The sequence below is a fragment of the Bifidobacterium tissieri genome, assembly GCF_002259645.1.
Classification (GTDB): domain Bacteria; phylum Actinomycetota; class Actinomycetes; order Actinomycetales; family Bifidobacteriaceae; genus Galliscardovia; species Galliscardovia tissieri.
The window spans coordinates 47,505-69,124 of the sequence record NZ_MWWV01000004.1 but is presented as its reverse complement, the minus strand read 5'-3'; the positions used below and the strand labels follow the sequence as shown (position 1 = coordinate 69,124).

The 21,620-nt window shown below is 62.3% G+C and carries 16 protein-coding genes; 13 read left to right on the top strand and 3 right to left on the bottom strand.

Annotation, left to right across the window (positions count from 1 at the left end; all coding sequences use genetic code 11):
• Window positions 1-3 precede the first annotated feature (3 nt).
• The 7 genes from BTIS_RS03295 (at window position 4) to phnX (ending at window position 9,756) form a co-directional block, all read left to right on the top strand.
• Complete coding sequence (locus BTIS_RS03295; RefSeq protein WP_245819248.1) at window positions 4-1,554, top strand: ABC transporter ATP-binding protein; 1,551 nt, start codon at window positions 4-6, stop codon at window positions 1,552-1,554.
• Entirely contained in the window at window positions 1,551-2,396 is an 846-nt protein-coding gene (locus BTIS_RS03290) for an energy-coupling factor transporter transmembrane component T family protein (protein WP_245819247.1), read from the top strand. Before BTIS_RS03295 ends, BTIS_RS03290 begins: the two co-directional genes overlap by 4 nt.
• Before the next feature lie 23 nt (window positions 2,397-2,419).
• Window positions 2,420-3,130: a TenA family protein gene (locus BTIS_RS03285; protein ID WP_094662621.1), complete on the top strand. Its 711-nt coding sequence runs from the start codon at window positions 2,420-2,422 to the stop codon at window positions 3,128-3,130.
• Between the two features lie 390 nt (window positions 3,131-3,520).
• On the top strand, window positions 3,521-4,321 hold the full coding sequence (locus BTIS_RS03280) for an ABC transporter ATP-binding protein (protein WP_094662619.1): 801 nt from the start codon (window positions 3,521-3,523) through the stop codon (window positions 4,319-4,321).
• A 3-nt stretch (window positions 4,322-4,324) separates the two neighbouring features.
• Entirely contained in the window at window positions 4,325-7,159 is a 2,835-nt protein-coding gene (locus BTIS_RS03275) for an extracellular solute-binding protein (RefSeq protein ID WP_211279418.1), read from the top strand.
• Between the two features lie 182 nt (window positions 7,160-7,341).
• Window positions 7,342-8,547: a 2-aminoethylphosphonate--pyruvate transaminase gene (locus BTIS_RS03270; RefSeq protein WP_094662617.1), complete on the top strand. Its 1,206-nt coding sequence runs from the start codon at window positions 7,342-7,344 to the stop codon at window positions 8,545-8,547.
• A 426-nt stretch (window positions 8,548-8,973) separates the two neighbouring features.
• Entirely contained in the window at window positions 8,974-9,756 is a 783-nt protein-coding gene (gene phnX / locus BTIS_RS03265) for a phosphonoacetaldehyde hydrolase (RefSeq protein ID WP_094662615.1), read from the top strand.
• A gap of 190 nt (window positions 9,757-9,946) precedes the next feature.
• Here the strand turns inward: phnX and BTIS_RS03260 are convergent, their stop codons facing one another.
• From BTIS_RS03260 to BTIS_RS03250, 3 genes are all read right to left on the bottom strand, one after another.
• A complete protein-coding gene (locus tag BTIS_RS03260) occupies window positions 9,947-10,801 on the bottom strand; it encodes a MurR/RpiR family transcriptional regulator (protein WP_094662613.1) in 855 nt (284 codons plus the stop codon).
• Window positions 10,802-11,013: 212 nt separating this feature from the next.
• Complete coding sequence (locus BTIS_RS03255) at window positions 11,014-11,664, bottom strand: ABC transporter ATP-binding protein (protein ID WP_245819289.1); 651 nt, start codon at window positions 11,662-11,664, stop codon at window positions 11,014-11,016.
• Window positions 11,665-11,844: 180 nt separating this feature from the next.
• Window positions 11,845-13,530, bottom strand: coding sequence for an FtsX-like permease family protein (locus BTIS_RS03250; RefSeq protein WP_094662609.1), 1,686 nt, complete (start codon window positions 13,528-13,530; stop codon window positions 11,845-11,847).
• 194 nt (window positions 13,531-13,724) lie between these two features.
• On the opposite strand from BTIS_RS03250, the gene BTIS_RS03245 reads away from it, so the two are divergent.
• The 6 genes from BTIS_RS03245 (at window position 13,725) to argJ (ending at window position 21,615) form a co-directional block, all read left to right on the top strand.
• Complete coding sequence (locus tag BTIS_RS03245) at window positions 13,725-14,627, top strand: TrmH family RNA methyltransferase (RefSeq protein ID WP_094662607.1); 903 nt, start codon at window positions 13,725-13,727, stop codon at window positions 14,625-14,627.
• Between the two features lie 78 nt (window positions 14,628-14,705).
• Window positions 14,706-15,773 (top strand): phenylalanine--tRNA ligase subunit alpha, encoded by a 1,068-nt coding sequence (gene pheS / locus BTIS_RS03240; RefSeq protein WP_094662605.1) that lies wholly within the window; start codon window positions 14,706-14,708, stop codon window positions 15,771-15,773.
• A gap of 6 nt (window positions 15,774-15,779) precedes the next feature.
• Window positions 15,780-18,398, top strand: a complete 2,619-nt coding sequence (gene pheT, locus BTIS_RS03235) for a phenylalanine--tRNA ligase subunit beta (RefSeq protein WP_094662603.1) — start codon at window positions 15,780-15,782, stop codon at window positions 18,396-18,398.
• Between the two features lie 103 nt (window positions 18,399-18,501).
• Window positions 18,502-19,212 (top strand): DUF4190 domain-containing protein, encoded by a 711-nt coding sequence (locus tag BTIS_RS03230; protein ID WP_094662601.1) that lies wholly within the window; start codon window positions 18,502-18,504, stop codon window positions 19,210-19,212.
• Between the two features lie 142 nt (window positions 19,213-19,354).
• The gene (argC, locus tag BTIS_RS03225) at window positions 19,355-20,449 is read left to right on the top strand and encodes an N-acetyl-gamma-glutamyl-phosphate reductase (protein WP_094662599.1); all 1,095 of its coding nucleotides are present in this window, start codon (window positions 19,355-19,357) and stop codon (window positions 20,447-20,449) included.
• Entirely contained in the window at window positions 20,446-21,615 is a 1,170-nt protein-coding gene (gene argJ / locus BTIS_RS03220) for a bifunctional glutamate N-acetyltransferase/amino-acid acetyltransferase ArgJ (protein ID WP_094662597.1), read from the top strand. The genes argC and argJ overlap by 4 nt, the downstream gene beginning before the upstream one ends.
• Window positions 21,616-21,620: the final 5 nt, after the last annotated feature.

Genomic DNA, 21,620 nt, shown 5'->3' with positions numbered 1-21,620 from the left:
TCGGTGAACGATTCCGTATTCCAGAAGGCGGCCCCGGTCGGCGTTGAGGCGCGCGACTGGGGCTGGCGTCATTCCACCCGCAAGGACTTCGCGCTGCGTCATGTGAATCTGACGATCCGTCCCGGCGAGCGCGTGCTGCTGCTGGGCGCGTCGGGTGCCGGCAAGAGCACGTTCATGGCCGCCATGGCCGGCGTGCTGGGCAGTGACGACGAGGGTGTGCGCGAGGGTACGCTCAGCGTCGGGGGAGTGGACGCCAACGACGCGCGCGGTATGGCCGGATTGGTGTTGCAGGATCCGGATGCGCAGATCATCCTTGAACGTGCGGGCGACGATGTGGCCTTCGCCTGTGAGAATCTTGGCGTCCCCAAGGACGAGACGTGGAAGCGGGTCCGGGCGTCGCTCGACATCGTGGGACTTGAATCGCTTGAGCTCACGCATTCCACGCGGCACCTGTCCGGTGGTCAGCGTCAGCGTCTGGCATTGGCCGGCGTACTGGCCATGCGTCCCGGTCTGCTGTTGCTCGATGAGCCCACCGCGAATCTCGATCCACCGGGCGTGCGTGAGGTTCATGATGCGGTGAGGCATGTCGTGGAGTCCACCGGTCAGACCATGGTCGTGGTCGAACATCATATCGACGTCTGGCTTGATCTGGTCGACCGCGTGATCGTGCTCGGTGCCGCGGGCGACAGCCATGAAGGCGGTGTGCTGGCCGACGGTACGCCCGATGAGGTGTTCTCCACCATGGGTGATGTTCTCGCCGATGGCGGCTCATGGGTGCCGGGGCGTGCGATTCCGAGTTTCCCGCCCACGGATGACGATGATGACACCGCCGACACCGCCACCACTGACGATGTCGAAAACGAGCGCATCGTGCTGTCCACCCGGGATCTGTCGTTCGGACGTAACGGCGTGCCGCTGGGCGAACATGTGAATCTTGACTTTGAACGCGGTCGCATCTACGCGCTGATGGGCCCCAACGGCGCCGGCAAGTCCACGCTCGCACTCACGCTGGCGGGACTGCTCGAACCTGTGGCCGGTCAGGTGCTTATCGCATCCGATCTGGCTCCTAAACCGAACTCGCGCGAACCATTCCATTGGAAGAGCCGAGAACTGCTCGGCCGCATCGGCATGGTGTTCCAGGAGCCGGAGCATCAGTTCGCCGCCAACACCGTGCGCGACGAGGTGGCGATCGGTCCGAAATCCATGGGCAAAAGCGACGAGGCGTATGCGATCGCCGATGAGCTTTTGGAGCGTCTGCGGTTGTCGCGTTTCGCTGCAGGCAACCCGTACACGCTGTCCGGAGGGGAGAAGCGCCGACTGTCCGTCGCATCCATGCTTGCCGCGGCACCGCGTGTGCTCGTCATGGACGAACCCACCTTCGGTCAGGATTTTCGTACATGGAGCCATATGGTGGAACTGATCGCCGGAATCCGCGATCAGGGTTGCACGGTGATCATGGTGACCCACGACGAGCCATTGGTACGATCGTTGGATGCCATTCCCATACACTTCGGCGTGTCGTCAACGGCCGCAAACGAGGGGAGTGCACGATGAGTGAATCACAAGCCGCCGGCATGACCGTCACCGTCACGCCACCGGAACAGCGGCACGAGCGTGTCAAACCGGCCTCGCAGTCATGGTTCATCGCACGACTCAACCCGGTCAGCCGATTCATCTGCCCGCTCATCATGAGTCTGCCGTTGTTCACCACACTCGACGTGGTATCCGCTTCCATCCAGCTTGCCCTGTCCGTGATCCTGCTGTGGATCGGCGGTATCAACCCGTTCGTCGTCCTGCGCCGCACCTGGCCGGTGTGGATCGCCGCGGTCGGCAGTTTCGTCACCATCGCCCTGTACGGACGGACGAGCGGCACCGTGCACTTCGCATGGGCGGCCATCGTGATCAGTGATGGATCGCTGTATCTGGCAGTGGCAACCTTCCTGCGTGTGGCGGCGATCGCCGTGCCGAGTGTGATCTTCGTGCTCGGACTCGACCCCACCGATCTGGCCGACGGACTCGTGCAGATCCTGCACCTGCCGTCGCGGTTCGTCTACGGCGCGCTCGCCGGCATCCGCATGTTCACGCTGCTGCAGGAGGATTGGCGGGCCCTTGGCCTGTCTCGTCGTTCGCGCGGTCTTGGCGACGGCAATCCGATCCGTCGTGTCTGTTCGCAGGCGTTCGCGCTGCTGGTGCTGTCGATCCGTCGCGCCACCAAGCTCGCCACCGCCATGGAGGCCAGAGGATTCGGCGCGTCGGATACACGGACCATGGCCCGCGTATCGCAGTTGCACGCCATCGATTGGGTCTCCTATGCGATCGCGCTGATCGTCCCCGCCATCGCCGTGGGCACCGCCATCGCCACCGGCTACTGGAACCTGCCCCTTACCTCCAACTGATCCGAATCCGAAAGGAGCTCATCATGAGCGAAACCACCAAGCATGTGCCCGAAGCGGCCGCATCCGTCAGCGGCGAATGGGCGTTCCTCGGCGCCGAGGCCGGAAGCGTGGCCGACCAGCTGTACATGTCGGCTGCTGAGGACTGGAACAAGGCGATCAACTCCCGATTCGTCAACGAACTGCTCGACGACACGCTTCCCGATCACGTGCTCGTGTCCTACCTCATCCAGGACTTCAAGTTTTTCAACCAGGGCATCATGGACCATGCCATCGCATTGGCCCCGCGCGAGGAGACCAAGGAGATGCTGCGCAAGCAGTCGCAGTTCTTCGCCGACGAGGAGGCCCCCTACTTCACCAACTTCCTCAAGGTGTACCACGTGACCGACGAGCAGTACGAGAACGCGCCGCAGACCCCCGCCAACCGCGAATACTGCGACTACCTGTCCGAGATCGTGAACGGCACATGGGAGGAACTCATCACCGCGCTGTGCTGCATGGAATGGCTGTATCTGGCCTGGGCCAAGCGCACGGTCGACGCCGGCGTGATCCAGCAGGTGCCTGCGCACAAGGGCTGGGTCGACCTGCACGAGGGCGAGCTGTTCCGTGCCTGGACCGGACGCCTGATCGCGCTCGTCAACGAGTACGCGCATGTGGACGGTCCCGAGGCCGACGTGTTCCGCAGGATCGTGCATCTGGAGAGGCGTTTCTTCGAGGACGCCTACGATCTGGCCTGATCCGATCCCGTTCCGAACCGCGAAGGCATAACCGGCAGCCCCTCCGACGCCGTTTCTACATACTGGAACAACGTCGGAGGGTCTGCCGTTTTATGCTCTTAGGCCTTGTGGGAGTTGGGTTGTGATGTTGATGTTCAGTCCGAAGATACGCGTATCCGCATACGGTTGTGCAAAAAACTACGTAAAACGCATGTAAGTTTGATTGTTGTTCACCGTTCTTTCTATGAACCTTCAGCGCTGTAACCCCATCGTCGCCGACGCCGATGGAAGAATCATAACTGTGATCGGTTCAGACCAGTCCACTCAAGAGAAGAACAAGCAGTAGCAGTAAAGACATAGAACACACAACGGTGCGTCGGCCGCCAATCCGACGCGAAAGGCGACAACATCATGTTGGAACTGAAAGACATCACCAAGTCCTTCGGGGACACCCACGTCCTCAACGGCATCTCCCTGACCATCGGAGACGGCCAGATCATGTCTATTCTCGGTCCTTCCGGCGGTGGTAAGACCACGCTGCTCAACATCATCCTCGGCATCAGCCAGCCCACCAGCGGCCAGATCCTCTACAACGGCGAGGACCTGACGAACGTGCCGATGGAGAAGCGCGGTTTCAACATCGTGTTCCAGGACTACGCACTCTTCCCGAACCTCAACGCCTACGAAAACATCACCTACGGTCTGAAGAACAACCCCGGCATCTCCACCGAAAAGGAGATCAAGGAGATGATCAGCCTGCTCGGTCTCGAGGAGCACCTCAACAAGAAGATCGACGAGCTCTCCGGCGGCCAGAAGCAGCGTGTGGCGCTTGCCCGCACCCTGGTGATGAAGCCGAAGCTGCTGCTGCTCGACGAGCCGCTGTCCGCACTGGACGGCGTGATCAAGGAATCGATCAAGCAGAAGATCAAGCAGATCGTGGAACAGTACAACCTCACCACCATCATGGTGACCCACGATCCCGAAGAGGCCTGCACGATGAGCGACAAGGTGCTGATCCTCAACCAGGGCAAGATCGCCCAGTTCGCTTCCCCCGACGACATCATCCACCACCCCGCCAGCGAGTTCGTGCGCAAGTTCATCCTCCACCAGCTGGAGGTCAAGCGCAACAACATCTACTCCCTGTTCGAGGACGACGCCGACGGCGTGAACGCCAAGCAGCCCGTGCTGGCCGGCGCCGGTCAGGAGGCCTGAGTCATGTCGGTCGAATCCGTTCAGGCGGGCGCGCAGAAAAAGATCATCACGCCCGAACCGCTGCCCTATCACGAGCAACTGGCCCGACGCAACCGTCAGCCGGAGCTCACCGCTCTGCTCGTCGTGGTGACGGTGGCCTTCATCGGCTTCCTCATCATCCCCATGGTCCTCGTGATCATGAAGTCCTTCCAGACCGGAAGCGGCGCGGCCACCATGGCCAACTACTCCGCCATTCTGGCCCGTCCCGAATTCCTCACATCCGTGTTCAACAGCCTCAAGGTGGCGTCCGCGTCCGCGCTCGTGGCCGTGCTGCTCGCCTTCCTGCTGGCCTACACGGTGAACTGCACCAACCTGCCGCCGAAGTTCAAGAAGGCGCTCGCCCTGCTCACCCAGGTGCCGATGCTGCTGCCGACCATCACCTACGGCTTCGCGATCATCTACTCCTTCGGTAAGGAAGGTCTGATCACCAAGCTGTTCGGCCACCAGCTGTTCGACATCTACGGCTTCAACGGCCTGCTCATCGGCTACGTGATCTACACCATGCCCACCTGCTTCCTGCTGATCAACAACAGCTTCCAGTTCGTGGACAAGAAGTTCATCATCGTCTCGCACATCATGGGCGACAAGCCGATCAAGACCTTCTTCATGACCGTGGTACGACCACTGATCGGCACCATGTGCGTGGCGTTCATCCAGAGCTTCTTCCTGAGCTTCACCGATTACGGTATTCCGACCTCCGTCGGCGGCACCTACGATGTGCTCGCCATGACGCTGTTCAACCAGATGCTCGGCAGCATCCCGAACTTCAACCGTGGTGCCGTGATTGCCGTGTTCATGCTCATCCCGTCGATCATCTCCATCATCCTGATGGCCGTGCTCGAGCGCTTCTCGATCCGCTACTCCAAGGTCTCGCAGATCGACCTGCCCGAAGGCAAGAAGCGTGATGCGTTCTGCGGCATCGCCTCGGTGATCGCCCTGGTGTGCGTGCTGTCCGTGTTCGCCGTGATCCTGCTCATCCCGTTCGTCGAGATGTGGCCGTTCAAGCTCAACTTCACGATGTCGCACATCGCCGCGCTGTTTACCACCAGCGAGCTCATGCAGGTGTTCACCAACTCGGTGTACGTGGCCGTGATGACGGCCATCATCGGCTGCCTGTTCGCCTATGCCGCCGGTCTGATCACCTCCCGCAGCAAGCTGCCCGCCGCGGCCAAGCGCTTCGTGGACTCGATCAGCTCGATCATCAACACCGTGCCTGGCATGGTGCTTGGTATCGCGTTCCTGTTCGCCTTCTCCGGCACGCCTATGCAGAACACGTTCTGGATCCTGATCGTGGCCAACGTGGTGCACTACTTCGCCACCCCGTATCAGATGATGAAGGACTCGCTGTCGAAGATGAACGCCTCGTGGGAGACCACGGCCAAGCTCATGGGTGACAGCTGGTTCAAGACCATCGTCCGCGTGGTCACGCCGAACGCGCTGCCCACCGTGCTGCAGGTGTTCGGATACTACTTCGTCAACGCGATGGTCACCATCTCTGCCGTGGTGTTCCTCACCGGCGCCAAGACCCAGGTGATCACCACCAAGATCTCCGCGCTGCAGCACCTCGCCAAGTTCGACGACATCTTCGCGCTGTCGCTGCTCATCCTGGTGACCAACCTCGTGGTCAAGGGTCTCATCGCCTTGGCCACCCGCAAGAGGCCGGCCAAGGTCAAGGTCGCCGAAGCCGCCTCCGCCGCCGTGCGTCAGGGCGTCAAGGCTACCGCCGAGCAGGCCGCCAGCTTCCAGCTGCCGCCCATCAACAACCCGCGTGCCCGCAGCCGCAACGTGGTCAAGGGCGTCGCCTCCGGTGTGGTCGCCGCCATCCTCGTGGCCTTCGGATTCGGCGCCTTCTCCGGCACCGCCGCAGCCAGCCAGCAGGTCGTGATCTACACGAACGCCGATGACGAGGCCGTGGCCGCCTTCGAGCACGCGCTCGACGCCAACGGATTCAAGGACAAGTACATCATGCAGAGCTTCGGCACCTCCGAACTCGGCGGCAAGATGCTCGCCGAGGGCAAGAGCCTCGAGGCCGACATGATCACCATGAGCTCCTACTACGTGGACTCCGCGCAGGAACGCAACCAGATGTTCCAGCCGCTCACCGACGTCAAGTCGAAGCTGCTCGGAGACTCGGAGAACACCAAGGCCCCTGACTACCGCAGCCCCACTACCGCCCAGGAAGGTGCGATCTTCTACAACACCGAGGCGATCAAGGAGGCCGGCGTGCCGGTTCCCCAGAGCTTCAAGGATCTCGCCGATCCGAAGTACGCCGGTCTGATCTCCGTACCGGACATGGAGGGATCCTCCACGGGCTGGCTGATGGTGCAGGCCGTCGTGGGTGCCTACGGCACCGGTGACGAGGGCAGGCAGATCCTCACCGACATCTACAAGAACGCCGGCCCGCACCTCGAACAGTCCGGTTCCGGTCCGCTCAAGTCCGTCCGTTCGGGCGAGGTGGCCGTGGGCTTTGGTCTGCGTCATCAGGCCGCCGCGGACAAGGCCAAGGGCCTGCCGATCGACTACGTGGACCCGGAGGAGGGCAACTACTCCCTCACCGAGTCGGTGGCCGTGATCGACAAGGGGGACAAGACGAACCCCATGGCCCAGCAGATGGCCGGTGTGATCATCGACAAGGGCCGTGCCGAGCTGCTCAAGACCTACCCGACGCCGCTCTATCAGGGCGAGAAGGCTCCGGCCAACGGATCCAAGTATCCGAAGACCTTCGACAAGCCGCTGACGGTGGATCTGCTGCAGGAGCATCAGGACTTCTCCGAAGCCTGCAAGCGCGCTGCAAAGTAAGACCCTGAACCAAACCCAACCCATCCACACAACACGCTGAATCCGTGACGTGACATTCACGCTCACCGTCAGCTGAGCGACGAGCCGATGCATGACAGTGCGTCAGGCACCATGCATCGGCTCGTCGTATGCAATCCAACTGTCAACAACAATCCACCAATCCAAGAGAAGGACGACACATCATGAACGATTACAAGCTGCTTACCCCCGGACCGCTGACCACGACCCGTTCCGTCAAGGAGGAGATGCTGTTCGATCACTGCACGTGGGATGAGGACTATCAGCAGATCACGCAGAAGATCCGCCGTCAGCTGCTGACGCTTGCCCACTGCGATCCGGAAGAGTACACGGTGGTGCTCATGCAGGGTTCCGGCACGTTCGGTGTGGAAAGCGTGCTCACCTCGGTGATCGGCAAGGATGAGAAGGTCCTGCTGTGCACCAACGGTGCGTACGGCGATCGTCAGGTGAAGATCTGCGAGCACGCCGGCATCGCGTACGCCCAGTACGCCGAGCCCTACGATCGCATCCCGGACGCCGCCAAGGTGGCCGAGTACCTCGATGCCGATCCCGCGATCACGCATGTGTCGATGATCCACTCCGAGACCACGTCCGGTCTGCTCAACGACATCCAGGCCGTGGCCAAGGTGGCCAAGGAGCATGGCAAGACGTTCATGGTGGACGCGATGAGCTCCTTCGGCGGCGTGGACGTTCCGGTGGCCGAGTGGGGCATTGACTTCCTGGTCTCCTCGGCGAACAAGTGCATCCAGGGCGTGCCCGGATTCAGCTTCATCATCTGCAACAAGGCCAAGCTGGAAGCCTCCAAGGGCAAGGCCCGCAGCCTGTCCCTGGACCTGTGGGACCAGTGGAACACGCTGGAGAAGGCGAACGGCAAGTGGCGCTACACCTCGCCGACCCACGTGGTGCTGGCCTTCTCCAAGGCGCTTGACGAGATGTTCGAGGAGGGCGGCATCCCCGTGCGCTCCGCCCGCTACCAGCTGAACAACGATCTGCTGATCGCCCGCATGAAGGCGCTGGGCTTCTCCACGTTCCTCACCGACCATCAGGGCCCGATCATCACCACGTTCCTCTACCCGAAGGGCACGAGCTTCGACTTCCACGACATGTACGAGTTCATCAAGGAGCGCGGCTACGCGATCTACCCGGGCAAGCTGACCGATGAGGAGACGTTCCGTCTGGGCAACATCGGCGAGATCTACGCCGACGACATCGAAAAGGTGACCGAGCTGCTCGCCCTGTACATGGGGGAGCGCGGTCTGCTCGAGGCCGCCACCGGCTCCGATTCCGTCCCCGCCGCGATCGCCGCGATGGACAAGGCCGGCGAGCCGATCAAGGCCGCCGCCCCCATGGGCGTCAAGCTCGCCGCCTGATCCCCATCCCTCCCACGGCGCTTCTCACAACGCGCTGACAGGTGTCATGGGTGTTCAGGGCCTTCTCTTGAAGCCGAGAGCTCCGATACCACCGGGGTAACGGCATAAAGGTCAACCGTGGTGGTGGGCGACATGTGGTGCTTGATCGTAATCAGCGAAGGGATTTGCTACGCTCTGCGAGCAAATCCCGGAGCGAGGCCGAGCGGCCCTGAGTGTATCAAGCACCACATGTCGCCCACCACCCCCACCGCGCAGCGTCACTTTCACCGTCCGAATCCCGCCCGATATCAACCCCCACGGAATCCAAACACCCCACCGGTACCCGAACCGCACCCGGATACCCTCCAACAGATCTCCCCAAACCTCTTCCCTGATTTTCCCAACAAGTTCTTCCCAATATCAACCCAACAAACCAAAGGAACCATCATGACCAAGCGTTTTGAGGCCGTCATCTTCGATTGGGCCGGCACCACCGTCGACTACGGTTGCTTCGCCCCCGTCCGCGCCTTCCAGGAGGCATTCCGCGAGTTCGGCATCGATCCGACGATGGACGAGACCCGCAAGCCGATGGGCATGCTCAAGCACGATCACATCAACACGATGCTGCACATGGAGCGCATCGCCCGCGCCTGGGAGGAGGAGCACGGCGCCGCCCCGACCGACAAGGACGTGGACGACGTGTACGCGCACTTCGAGCCGAAGCTGCTGTCGATTCTGGACAACTACGCCGATCCCAAGCCGGGTGTGCTTGACGCCGTGGCCGCGCTGCGCGACCGTGGCCTGAAGATCGGTTCGACCACCGGCTACACCGACAAGATGATGGAGATCGTGGTGCCGAAGGCCAAGGAGAACGGCTACGATCCCGACTTCTGGATCAGCCCCGACGGTACGAACGGCTTCGGTCGTCCCTATCCGTACATGATCTTCCGCAACCTGGAGAAGCTGGGCGTCTCGTCCGTGCACGCCGCCGTGAAGGTGGGCGACACCCTGTCCGACATTCGCGAAGGCAAGAACGCCGGCGTGTTCACGATCGGTGTGATCGAGGGCAGCTCGCAGCTGGCGATGAGCCAGACCGAGTTCGAGGCGCTGTCCGACGCCGATAAGGACGCCGCCCGCACCAAGGCCCGTGAGGCGTTCGTCGCCGCCGGTGCCGACGCGGTGATCTCCACGATGTCCGAACTGCCGACGCTGCTGGATCAGATCGCCTGATTCCTGATAGTGATCGCGTCCGTCTGTCGGTCATGTGCCGATGGCGTACTGGAGTCCAAACGAAACCACGTTTCAACGTGAGGTTTCGCGTGGACTCCAGTTTTGGCGTTTGCTTCGCTGATATTCTCAGGCGGCTCTTACTGCTCTCGTGCTCTCGCCGATCCGTCGCCTGTGGGACTCTCTCGCGGACTTACCCGTGGAAGACCTTGTCCCTGATGTAGCGTCCGGAATCGTCCAACGCCGCGGAGTAGTGGGTGTAGTCGCTGAGGATCACACCCATGTAGAGCATGTCTACGATCGCGATATGGGAGATGCGCGAGAAGATGGCGTTGCCGTAGATGGTGCGCTCGCCGTGTCCGGCGTGCAGGCACACGTCGGCCCAGTTGACGATCGGCGTGCCTGTGGAGTTCGTGATGGCGACCGTTCCGGCACCCTGATTGCGGGCCAGACGCAGCGCCTTGACCGTGTCCTCGGAACTGCCGGAGTAGGAGAACGCCACGGCCACGTCGGCGTCGGTGAGGTGACCGGCTGAGATCTGCTGCAGATAGACGTCGGTGTGCATGCGGCACTGCAGACCGAGATACGTGAGTTTGGTGAGCAGATCCTCGGCCGGGGTGACGGAGTCCTCCACGCTGTAGATGTCCACGATGCGTGCGCGAGCGATCATGGATACGGCCTTGTGAAACTCCTTGACGGACAGCGACTGCATCATCTCGTCCAGCATCGCCTTCGCTCCCGTCACGGCCTTGGCGGGAACGTCGTCGATGCCGTCCCACGGATGCAGGTCGTATCCTTCCAGCGGCTCGAACGCCTGCGGGTCCTCCATGGGGTGGTTGAGCACGTATCGCATTTCGCGGTAGCCGTTGAACCCGAGTTTGCGGGCGAACCGGATCACGGTGGGTTGGCTCACTTCGGCGGCTTCGGCCAGTTGCGCCACCGTCAGGTTGCCTATATCGTCGTAATGTTCGTGAATGAATGATGCCACGGACTTCTCCGCTGGTCGCAACGTGGTGTAGATATTGCTGATCCGTTGTTTCACGTCCATCAAAGCGCCCGCTTCCGCTCCCTTGTCAACCCTGTCGTCGCTTGTTTCCTACTGCTGTTTCCTACTTCCATCACTGCGTCTGCGGAAAGCATAGCCGGATAATCTATCGGAGCGACTCAGACAATCTGGACGTTGGGTGAACTGTTCATGAACGTGCTTGGCCCCGCGACCGAATAGTGGTCGCGGGGCCAAGGCGGTGGGGTCCGGTGACGTCACCGCTGTCGGCGCAGTGCGGCAAGCTGGAACACCTCATCCGACTGGCTCGCCACATCGGGGCTGTGTGTCACGATGATCACGCATTTGCCCTCCGTGTGGGCCAGCTCCCGGAAGATGGCCATGATGTCGTCCTGCGTTCCCAGATCGAGATTGCCGGTGGGCTCGTCGGCGATGATCACGTCGGGGTCGTAGCTCAGCGCACGGGCGATGGCCACTCGCTGCTGTTCTCCGCCGGACAGATGCAGGATGCGTTCCTTTGCATACTCTTCGGCCAGTCGCACCTTGGCGAGCAGCCCGATCGCGATGTCGTGCTTGGGCTGGGTGAACTGCTTGCCGCTGGCGTCCATGGACAGGATGATGTTCTCCTCCACACTGAGCGACGGCAGCAGGTTGAAGCTCTGGAAGATCACGCCGATGTCATGGCTGCGGTAGCGGTATCGGTCGGCCTTCGCCAGATCCTTGCCGCGGTACAGAATGCGTCCCTCGGTAGGGGAGGTGAGTCCGGACAGCAGTGAGAGCACAGTGGTCTTGCCGGCTCCGGACGGTCCGGTGATCGCAACCACCTTGCCCGCTTCGAACGATCGGCTCAGGTTGCGGATGACCTTCTTGCCGCCTTTGGTGTAGGAGTAGGACACGTTGTCGAGCATGAGGACGGGGGAGTCGCTGCGATCCGTTGCGTGATCGGTTGCGCGATCCGTCACGGTTATGTCCTGTTCCGTCTGTTCCGCAGTGGCTGTGGTCTCGGTGATTGCAGGTTCCGTCATGATGATTCCTTTATTCGTGTTCATATTCATGGCTTCATGAATGATTGTGGTTGTGCGATGCCGTCAGGATCGATCGGCGAGGATCTGCAGTGGCTCGTACCGGATCACGGAGATGATGCCGACCAGAGCGGAGAACAGTGTGAGCGCCAGTCCGATGAGGATCATCTGCGCCACCACCGCGAAGTTCACCGTGGCGTTCACCGTGGTGATGTAGTTCGTGGCGCGCGTCAGGCCACCGGGGCGTCCGGGCGCGTTGGCGGCGGTTCCGTTGGCGGAGTCATTGTCTGACGAATCGGTGCCGGATGCGCCGGAATCATTCGATCCGGCGGACTGTCCTCCCGGTCCTCCCATGTCGGCGCTGCGGCCGAACTGCTCCTGCTGGCTCTGCGCTTCGGACTGCTGCGAGGACACCTGCTGGGCAAGCAGCTCGTTCGACACGGGCACCGATGCCGCGGCTCCGCCGGCCACACCCAGTGCGATGCCGATCATGGTGACGATGAGCAGCTCGATCGCGAACTGTGCCGCCACCTTGGCTTTCTTCACGCCGATGGCGGTGAGCACGCCCACCTCGTACTTGCGCTCGCGGATGTTGAACAGGTTGATCACGATGAGCACCACCGCGCCCACAACGAGCACGATGACGAGCAGTGTGAGCGCGAACTTCGCGAGGTTGTCCAGCGGAACGAGGCTGGACTCGTACTGTTCCACGTCCGCGGAGGAGACGGTGTACGTGTCGTCGAGGCCGGCGTTCTTCACGTCGTTGCTGAAGGTTTCGTAATCGTCCTTGCTGCCGAGCACGTAGGTGAAATTGAGCTGGGTGGCGTTGGATGAGTCGGACGAGGACGTGGTGTCGGAGTCAAGTCCGAGCGACTTGAGCGTGGAGACGGAGGTGTAGATGGCGTTGGCCGCGTCCTGGCTGGTGCCGCCCATCGGCCCGGCGGCCGTGGTGTTCTCGCTTGACGAGTTCTTGTAGATGCCCACGATGGTCAGCGTGTACGTCTTCGACGAGTCCGACGGATCGGCCACGGTGATGGTATCGCCCACGTTCAGATTATTGAATTCCGCAAGGGACTGGGAGATGATTGCCTGACCGTCGCTGGAGGAGTCGTATCCGAACACCTCTCCGTCCACCATGGTGAACGAGCCGTTGCGGGCGTTGGCGATGGCCTTGTCCGACGAAAAACCGGTGAGGGTGAAATCGCCCTGCGTCATGGAACCGCCCGGTCCGCCCTGCTGTCCGTCGGGTCCTCCGGGCTGGTTGCCATCGGTGTTCGTTGAGGTATCGGACGACGTGCCGGATGACGAATCCGAGGCATTCGAGGACGTGGACGTCTCCACCGGCTGGAAGTCGTCGGTGGCGCTTACACCGGTCTCCTCCGAATAGTAGGTGGTGACGTTCACGCTGGACGCCTTGGCGTACTTCTGATAGTCGGCGAGGGTGAGCGAGCTCTGGTCGAGCGCCGAACGCATGGCGTCGAAGTCCGGTTGCCCGCCGCTGGAATCAGATGAATCGTCGGAGCCTGATGAGGCGTTCTGTCGTGCCTCGCTGATGAGCTTGTCACGGTCGAGGCTGATCGTGGCCGTCACCTCGGTGTTCGCAAGTCCCTCGTCACGTGCGGTCTGGGCCGCGTCGCGGATGGACAGGCCGATCGTCGCGGCGGCCGCGATGATCGCCACGATTGCCACGATAAGGATGTTGCGCCCTTTGTTGCGCACTACTGATCGCCAGGCGTTCTTGACAATGAACATATCGATTTTCCTCGGGTCATGGATAGGGTCGCGGAAACCGTTCGTCCGCGATTACGGTTCCTAGCGTGCCTGCGCAGTCGGAATGGGCACTGGCGGATGCCTCGAAGCGATCCGGCAATGTCAGTCGTGTTCACCGGGAGAAAACTGAATATCCGCTGAATGGTCGGGGGTATGGATGGGCTACAGTGAGGGCTATGCCATTGACCAAGGGAATTCTGGATAATCCAAACGCCGAACGTATTCGACGCGTGGCCGATCTTGCCAAAACCAAGGCGCGGCGCAAGTCCGGCCGCTTTCTGATCGAAGCGCCTCAGGCCGTGCGGGAGGCCGTCGAACTGCGTCCGGAGATCGTGCAGGACCTCTATATCGAAATCGACGAGGACGGCAACACCGCCAGCGCGCGCGCCGCGGAGATCGCCTCGACCGTGTTCTCCGACGAATCCGGCGATCGCAGTCGCATCTATGTGCACTATGTGACCGAACGCGTGATGGCCGCGATCAGCGGCGACGCACAGGGCATTGCCGCCGTGGCGTCATCCGAGGGCATGATCGGCCGACTGGTTGACATGGATCCCGGCAGATTGCAGCATGACGCGGACGCGCCGCTGACCATCGCGGCCTTCTGGCAGGTGCGCGACCCCGGCAACGCCGGAACGGTGATCCGCACCGCCGACGCCGCCGGCGCATCGGCCGTGGTGTTCGTCGACGACTGCGTGGACCCGTTGAGTCCCAAGGTGATCCGTTCCACCGCCGGGTCGTTGTTCCATATCCCCGTGCTTCGTGCCTCGGTCGCGGACCTGCTGACGTGGAACCGGAAGCATGATGGCGAAGTGCTGGCCGCTGATGTACGTGGCACCGAATCGCTGACCCCCGTGCCGTTGCCGCGGCTGTTGGCAAAGGGCCAGACGGAATCGCACAGTGTACGTTCGATTTTGTTCGGAAACGAAGCGCGAGGACTCGACGAGGCCATCCTCGAGGACTGCGACGGCATCGTCTCCATCCCTATATATGGCAAGGCGGAATCATTGAATCTGGCGACCAGCGCCGCGGTGCTGCTGTACTCGCTGGCTATGTCTAGTCATATGAGAACAATGTGAATTTGGCGTCCCATGCGGGCAAAATCGTATGGGACAGTTGTTGTGTAAGCGTAATTTTGCCAACGGAAAGGTGTCCCTGTGGCAGATGTTGCAACCTTTGATGCCCAAGCGGTGACGGAAGCCGTCGCCGAAGGCATCGAGAAGATCAAGAACGCCTCCACCCTGGAGGAACTCAAGGCGATCAAGACCCAGTACGCCGGAGCCGATTCGGCGATGACCAAGGCCAGCAAGGCAATCGGAGCCCTGCCGAAGGACCAGAAGAAGGACGCAGGCAAGCTGATGGGCAAGCTGCGCGCCGACTTCGGTCGTGCCTTCGGAACCAAGGAGCAGGAGGTCAAGGCCGCCGAGGAGAAGGCCAAGCTCGCCGCCGAATCCGTGGACATGACCCAGCCTGTGCGCCGTCATCCGCTCGGCGCGCGTCACCCGCTGCCCAAGCTCATGGAGGACGTGCAGGACTTCTTCATCTCCATGGGATGGCAGGTCGCCGACGGTCCCGAGGTGGAGACCGAATGGTACGACTTCGACGCTCTGAACTTCGGTCCCGACCACCCTGCCCGTCAGATGCAGGACACCTTCTACATCAAGGGCAACCAGGCCAAGGACGCCGCCGGATTCGTGGGCTCCAACATGGTGATGCGCACGCAGACATCCTCCGATCAGGTCCGTGCCCTCATCACTCGCGGTGTGCCGCTGTACATCGCCTGCACCGGTCGTGTGTTCCGCACCGACGAGCTGGATGCCACCCACACCCCGGTCTTCCACCAGTGCGAGGCGCTTGCCGTGGACAAGCACCTGACCATGGCGGATCTCAAGGGCGTGCTCGACAAGCTGGCCGTGGCCATGTTCGGCCCGGAGGCCAAGAGCCGCCTGCGCCCGAGCTACTTCCCGTTCACCGAGCCGAGTGCCGAGCTGGATCTGTGGTTCCCCGACAAGAAGGGCGGCCCCGGCTGGATCGAATGGGGTGGCTGCGGCATGGTGAACCCGAACGTGCTCAAGTCCGCCGGTCTTGACCCGACCGTGTACTCGGGCTTCGCGTTCGGCGTGGGCATCGAGCGCACGCTGCTGCTGCGTCATGACATCAACGATATGCACGACCTCGTGGAAGGCGACGTGCGTTTCTCCGAACAGTTCGCGATGGGGGAGTGATTTCACATGCCGATGATCGATATCGACTGGCTCAAGGACCATGTCGAGATTCCCGAAGACCTCACCTACGAGCAGCTCGCCAAGGATCTGGTGCGCGTCGGCCTCGAGGAAGAGGAGATCCACCAGTCCCAGGTGACCGGCCCGATCGTGGTCGGCTACGTGGTGGACGCCACCCCCGAACCGCAGAAGAACGGCAAGACCATCAACTGGTGCCATGTGGACGTCGGTGACGAATTCAACGAGACTGACGAGAACGGCAACAAGGTGCCCCGTGGCATCATCTGCGGCGCACCGAACATGGCCGCCGGCGAAAAGGTGGTCGTCACGCTGCCCGGTGCCGTGCTGCCCGGCGATTTCAAAATCGAGCCGCGCAAGACCTACGGTCACATCTCCAACGGCATGTGCGCGTCCGAACGCGAGCTTGGACTTGGTGACAGCCATGACGGCATCATCCTGCTGCGCGAATACGGCTTCTCCAAGCAGGAGTATGACGCGCTGCAGCCCGGTGACGACGCCATGGAGCTGCTGCACCTGAACAATCCCGTGCTGGAGATCAACATCACTCCGGACCGTGGCTACGCGTTCTCCTACCGTGGTGTGGCCCGCGAATACCACCACTCCACCAAGGCCGTGTTCACCGATCCGGTGATCGAGCTGAACGAGAAGGCCCCGCACGAGGCCAAGCCCGTCGACGGTGCCGCCCCGGTGAAGGATATGGAGGTGCTGGTCGAGGACAACAATCCGATTCACGGCGTGCCCGGCTGCGACCGCTACTATGGCCGCATCGTGCGTGACTTCAACCCGAACGCCCCCACCCCCAATTGGATGCGCCGTCGTCTGATTCGCGCAGGCATGCGTTCGATCTCCCTGGCCGTGGACGTGACCAACTACGTGATGCTCGATCTTGGCCAGCCGCTGCACGCCTACGATCTGAACAAGATCGAAGGCCCGATCGTGGTGCGTCGCGCCAGTGAGGGAGAGAAGCTCACCACGCTCGACAAGAAGGAGCATGACCTGAGCCCCGAAGACCTGCTGATCACCGATTCCCCGAATGGTGAGCACGCCTCCCGCATTCTGGGCCTGGCCGGTGTGATGGGCGGTCTGTACGGTGAGATCACCAGCGAGACCACCGACATCTTCGTCGAGGCCGCGCACTTCGATCAGGTGTCGATCGCCCGTTCCGCGCGTCGTCACAAGACCCCGTCCGAGGCGTCCCGTCGTTTCGAACGCGGCGTGGACACCCAGCTGCAGCCTGCGGCAGTGGAGATGGCCGTCGAACTGCTCACCCGCTACGGTTCCGGCGAAGGCTCCAGGACCCCGGTGGACTACAATGCCACCACGCGTCCGCACGACATCCGCTTCAAGGTGAGCGAGGTGGCGCGAGTCTCCGGTCTGGAACTCGACACCAACACGATCTCCGATATCCTCACTGACATCGGCTGCCACGTGGGCGGTGGCGGCAACGGCGAGTTCTCCGTGCAGCCTCCGACCTGGCGTCCGGATCTGACCGAGCCGTGCGATCTGGTCGAGGAAGTGGCTCGACTCGTCGGCTATGACGAGATTCCGGTGCGTGTGCCTCCGGTCCCGGCCTCCGGTCGTACGGGACTGACCCTGGAGCAGCAGCGTCAGCGCTGGGTCTCCAACACGCTCGCCCAGTACGGTCTGGTGGAGACGCTGAGCTATCCGTTCGTCGGCGATGCCGACTACAAGGCCTTCGCCCTTGACGACAAGGCCATCAAGCCGATCAGCGTGGAGATCACCAATCCGCTCGCCGGCGACCGTCCGTTCCTGCGCCGTTCGCTGTTGCTGACGCTCGCCATGACCGTGCAGCGCAACATCCGTCGTGGTCTGCAGAACGTCAGCCTGTTCGAGACCGGTCATGTGTTCCTGTGGAATCCGGACGCTCCGGCCATTCCGGCGCTTCCGGGCGGCGTGAAGCCGACCGACGAGCAGCTTGCGGCGCTTGACGCCGGTCTGCCCGATCAGCCGCTGCACACGGCCGCCATCCTCACCGGCAAGGCGGTTGACGCCGGCTGGCTGGGTGAGTCCCGCGATGTGGACTGGTCCGACGCGGTCGAGGTCGTCACCCGCATCTCCGAACGTCTGGGTGCCGATCTGCGTCTCCGCCAGCCCGCTGCCGATCAGGTGCCGGCATCGTGGCATCCCGGCCGCTACGCCGAAGTGACCCTGCCCGACGGCACCAAGGTGGGCGAGGTGGGCGAGTTCCATCCGCACGTCAACGAGGCACTGGGCTTCCCGGAGCACTCCGCCGCCATGGAGCTCAACCTCACGGCGCTGTTGCCCGCGCTCGACGACAAGCCGGTGCAGGCCAAGCCGATCGCCACGTTCCCGCCGGTCCATCAGGATCTGGCGTTCACCGTGCCTACCTCGGTAACCGCCCGTGAGCTTGAGGACGTGATCCGCGAGGCGGCTGGCGAGAACCTCGAGTCCATCGAACTGTTCGACGTCTTCACCGGCGAACAGGTGGGCAAGGATTCCAAGTCGCTGGCGTTCGCCGTCACCTTCCGTTCCCCGTCCAAGACGCTGGATTCCTCCGATAGCGAGGCGATCCGACAGGCGATCGTGGACAAGGCCGAGGCTCTGGGCGCCCAGCTGCGCGCCTGATCGCTCGCTAAGGCCCCCGGCTGAATTTGCTGGGGGCCTTTTTGTATGGTCGTACAGTGGATGTTCAGGAAACAATGCAAATCCGCTGCTAGGTAAGGAAGACATGAATTCAAACCCGCAGAATACCGATCACAATACGAGTCAGTCCGATGGCTCCGGGCGTGTCGATCAGCCCGAGTACGGCCAGTATGCCCAGCCCGAGTACGGTCAGATGGCCAGTCGATATCCGGGTTGGAATCCTTACGTGTATGGTGCGCCGGAGCCTGACAAATCCGACGGTTCGGAGGACCAGTCCGGCAAGTCGCCTGATGACATGATGAACGGAGCCGACGGAAATCCCGGGGCTGGCAATGGATATTCCAGTTGGCCGGGTTCCCCGCAGTCGCCGGATTCCGATTGGCGTGGCGTAGGCCAGCCACAGTCCCCATATCGCCAGTATCCGCAGTATCCGAACGGTGGTCGGGGAAACGGGTATGTGCCGGACTACTGGAACGGCATCGATATGAATGATCCGAATCAGAATCCTCTGTATGGCAGATGGGATTCGGCTGCCATCGTCGCCTTCGTCAGCGCGTTGATCAGCATCCCAGTGATGCCGGTGATTCTCGGCGCGTTCTCCATCTGGCGTACCGGACGATTCCACATGAAGGGTCGTGGATTGGCTGTCGCCGCCGTGATCATGGGACTTCTTGTGACAGCGTTGGACCTGTATCTGATGGTGACGGGCATGGACCCCACGCAGCTTGTTTTGCAGATGTACGGTCTGGATTCGACCGGCGGCACTGGCGGCACGGACGGCGGAACCTCGGTGTAACAATCCCGGTGGTACATATAAGTGCACGGTGCATATGGAGTGTGAATATGCCTGCTATGTGAAATGCATAATTATGCATTGGTCTGCATAGTGTGTATAATCGGCGCTATTGCAAAACAACGCAAGTCAAAGAGGGTATGACATGGCTCAATACACGGTCGCGGTGGCGGGAGCCACTGGATATGCAGGAGGGGAGGCGTTGCGCATTCTCGCGGCGCATCCGAACATGCGGGTCACCTGCGTGGCCGGCCATTCCTCGGTGGGGGACAAGCTCGGCAAGCATATGCCGCATATTCCGCAACTGGCCGATCTGACCGTAGAGGACACCACTCCCGAAGTGCTCAATGGTCACGATGTGATCATTCTGGCGTTGCCGCACGGCGCGTCCGGCGCGCTGGCCGCCCAGCTTGACCCCAACAGCGTGGTGGTCGATCTTGGCGCCGATCATCGTCTCGAAGAGCAGTCCGCCTGGGATGACTACTATGGCGGGGATTTCTACGAACACTGGGCGTACGGCATGCCCGAGCTGATCCGCGGTAAGGCTGCCGACGGCTCCTATTTGCGTCAGCGCGACAACCTTAAGGGCGTCACGCGCATCGCCGGCCCCGGATGCAACGTGACCGGCACCACGCTGGCCATGCAGCCCGGCATCGTGGAGGGCCTGGTCGAGCCCGATGGTCTGGTGGCCGATCTGGTGGTCGGATACTCCGGTGCCGGCAAGAACCTCAAGCGCACCAACCTGCTGGCCGCCGAGGCTCTGGGATCCGCGGTCCCGTACGGTGTGGGCGGCACGCATCGCCACATTCCCGAGATCCTGCAGAACTTCGCCCATGCCGCGGGTCTGTCCGCTGATCAGGCCGGACGCTTCAAGCTCGGATTCACGCCGATTCTGGCACCCATGGCGCGTGGAATCCTGTCCACCGTCTCCGCCCCGCTGACCGCGAAGGCGGCTGCCATGAGCGATGCCGAAATCCGTTCCGTATGGGAGAAGGCCTACGCGGACGAGCATTTCATGATCCTGCTGCCCGAAGGCGTCCTGCCGGCGACCGGCAACATCATCGGATCGAACGCCGCGCACATTCAGGTGGCGGTGGACCGCAAGGCGGGACGACTGCTGGCGTTCAGCGCCATCGACAACCTCAACAGAGGAACCGCCGGTCAGGCGGTGCAGTCGCTGAACATCGCGCTTGGACTTGACGAAAGCACTGGACTGACGACGATTGGAGTAGCACCGTGAGTGTGACGTTCGCAAAGGGATTCTCCGCAAGTGGAGTGGCGGCCGGCATCTCGGCCGTGGAAGGCAAGAAGGATATGGCCGTCGTAGTCAACGACGGCCCGCTTGACGTGGCGGCCGGCGTGTTCACCGCCAACCGTTTCTGCGCGGCACCCGTGCAGTGGTCGCGCAAGGTCGTGGCCGATGGCCATATCAAGGCCGTGGTGCTCAACTCCGGTTGCGCCAATGCCTGTACGGGTGAGGCCGGATACCGCCAGTCGGCGGACACCGCCGCCGAGCTCGCCTCGCTGCTGGGAGTGGCCGACACCGACATCGCGGTGTGCTCCACCGGCATGATCGGCGATCTCCTTCCTCTTGACAACGTGTTGTCCGGCGTTGAACTGGCGCACAACGCGCTGTCCGAGTCCGCCGAAGCCGGCGAACTGGCCGCCGAGGCCATTCTGACCACCGACACCAAGAAGAAGACGGTCGCTCTGGAAGGTGCCGGCTACCGCATCGGCGGCATGGTCAAGGGATCGGGCATGATCGCCCCGCAGCTGGCCACCATGCTGTGCGTGATCACCACCGACGCCAAGGTGACCGCCGAGCAGGCGCGCAAGGCGCTGTCGGCCGGTGTGGAGACGTCGTTCAACCGCATCGACGTGGATGGCTGCATGTCGACCAACGACACCGTGCTGCTGCTGGCATCCGGCGCTTCGGGCGTGGAGCCGGACGAGGATGAATTCGACGCCATGGTCGCCAAGGCCTGCGCATCGCTGTCCCGTCAGATCATCGGCGACGGTGAAGGCGCATCCCATGACATCCGCGTGACCGTGACCGGTGCCACCAGCGAGGACGCCGCGCTGGCCTGCGCCCGTGCCGTGGCCGCATCCAACCTGCTCAAGTGCGCGGTGTGCGGCAACGACCCGAACTGGGGACGCGTGGTCTCCTCTCTCGGCACCGTGCCCGCCGACGTGGCTCCGTACGACCCGAACAATGTGACCGTCGACGTCAACGGCGTGCGCGTGTGCGACGGTGGCAAGCCCGGACGTCCGCGCTCCGAGGTCGACATGACCCCGCGCGAGGTGCATTTCGACATCGACTTGGGCGAGGGTGACAGCCAGGCCACCGTGTGGACCGACGACCTGACGCACGAATACGTGCACATCAACGCCGATTACGAGTCGTGACGATC

What these genes read in the sequence shown, in the direction of transcription:
- BTIS_RS03250 (WP_094662609.1), bottom strand. Translation starts at nt 13,530, where the DNA reads ATGTTCATTGTCAAGAACGCCTGGCGATCAGTAGTGCGCAACAAAGGG.
- BTIS_RS03255 (WP_245819289.1), bottom strand. Translation starts at nt 11,664, where the DNA reads ATGCTCGACAACGTGTCCTACTCCTACACCAAAGGCGGCAAGAAGGTC.
- BTIS_RS03260 (WP_094662613.1), bottom strand. Translation starts at nt 10,801, where the DNA reads ATGGACGTGAAACAACGGATCAGCAATATCTACACCACGTTGCGACCA.
- BTIS_RS03285 (WP_094662621.1), top strand. Translation starts at nt 2,420, where the DNA reads ATGAGCGAAACCACCAAGCATGTGCCCGAAGCGGCCGCATCCGTCAGC.
- BTIS_RS03245 (WP_094662607.1), top strand. Translation starts at nt 13,725, where the DNA reads ATGCCATTGACCAAGGGAATTCTGGATAATCCAAACGCCGAACGTATT.
- BTIS_RS03290 (WP_245819247.1), top strand. Translation starts at nt 1,551, where the DNA reads ATGAGTGAATCACAAGCCGCCGGCATGACCGTCACCGTCACGCCACCG.
- BTIS_RS03275 (WP_211279418.1), top strand. Translation starts at nt 4,325, where the DNA reads ATGTCGGTCGAATCCGTTCAGGCGGGCGCGCAGAAAAAGATCATCACG.
- pheT (WP_094662603.1), top strand. Translation starts at nt 15,780, where the DNA reads ATGCCGATGATCGATATCGACTGGCTCAAGGACCATGTCGAGATTCCC.
- BTIS_RS03270 (WP_094662617.1), top strand. Translation starts at nt 7,342, where the DNA reads ATGAACGATTACAAGCTGCTTACCCCCGGACCGCTGACCACGACCCGT.
- BTIS_RS03230 (WP_094662601.1), top strand. Translation starts at nt 18,502, where the DNA reads ATGAATTCAAACCCGCAGAATACCGATCACAATACGAGTCAGTCCGAT.
- argC (WP_094662599.1), top strand. Translation starts at nt 19,355, where the DNA reads ATGGCTCAATACACGGTCGCGGTGGCGGGAGCCACTGGATATGCAGGA.
- phnX (WP_094662615.1), top strand. Translation starts at nt 8,974, where the DNA reads ATGACCAAGCGTTTTGAGGCCGTCATCTTCGATTGGGCCGGCACCACC.
- BTIS_RS03280 (WP_094662619.1), top strand. Translation starts at nt 3,521, where the DNA reads ATGTTGGAACTGAAAGACATCACCAAGTCCTTCGGGGACACCCACGTC.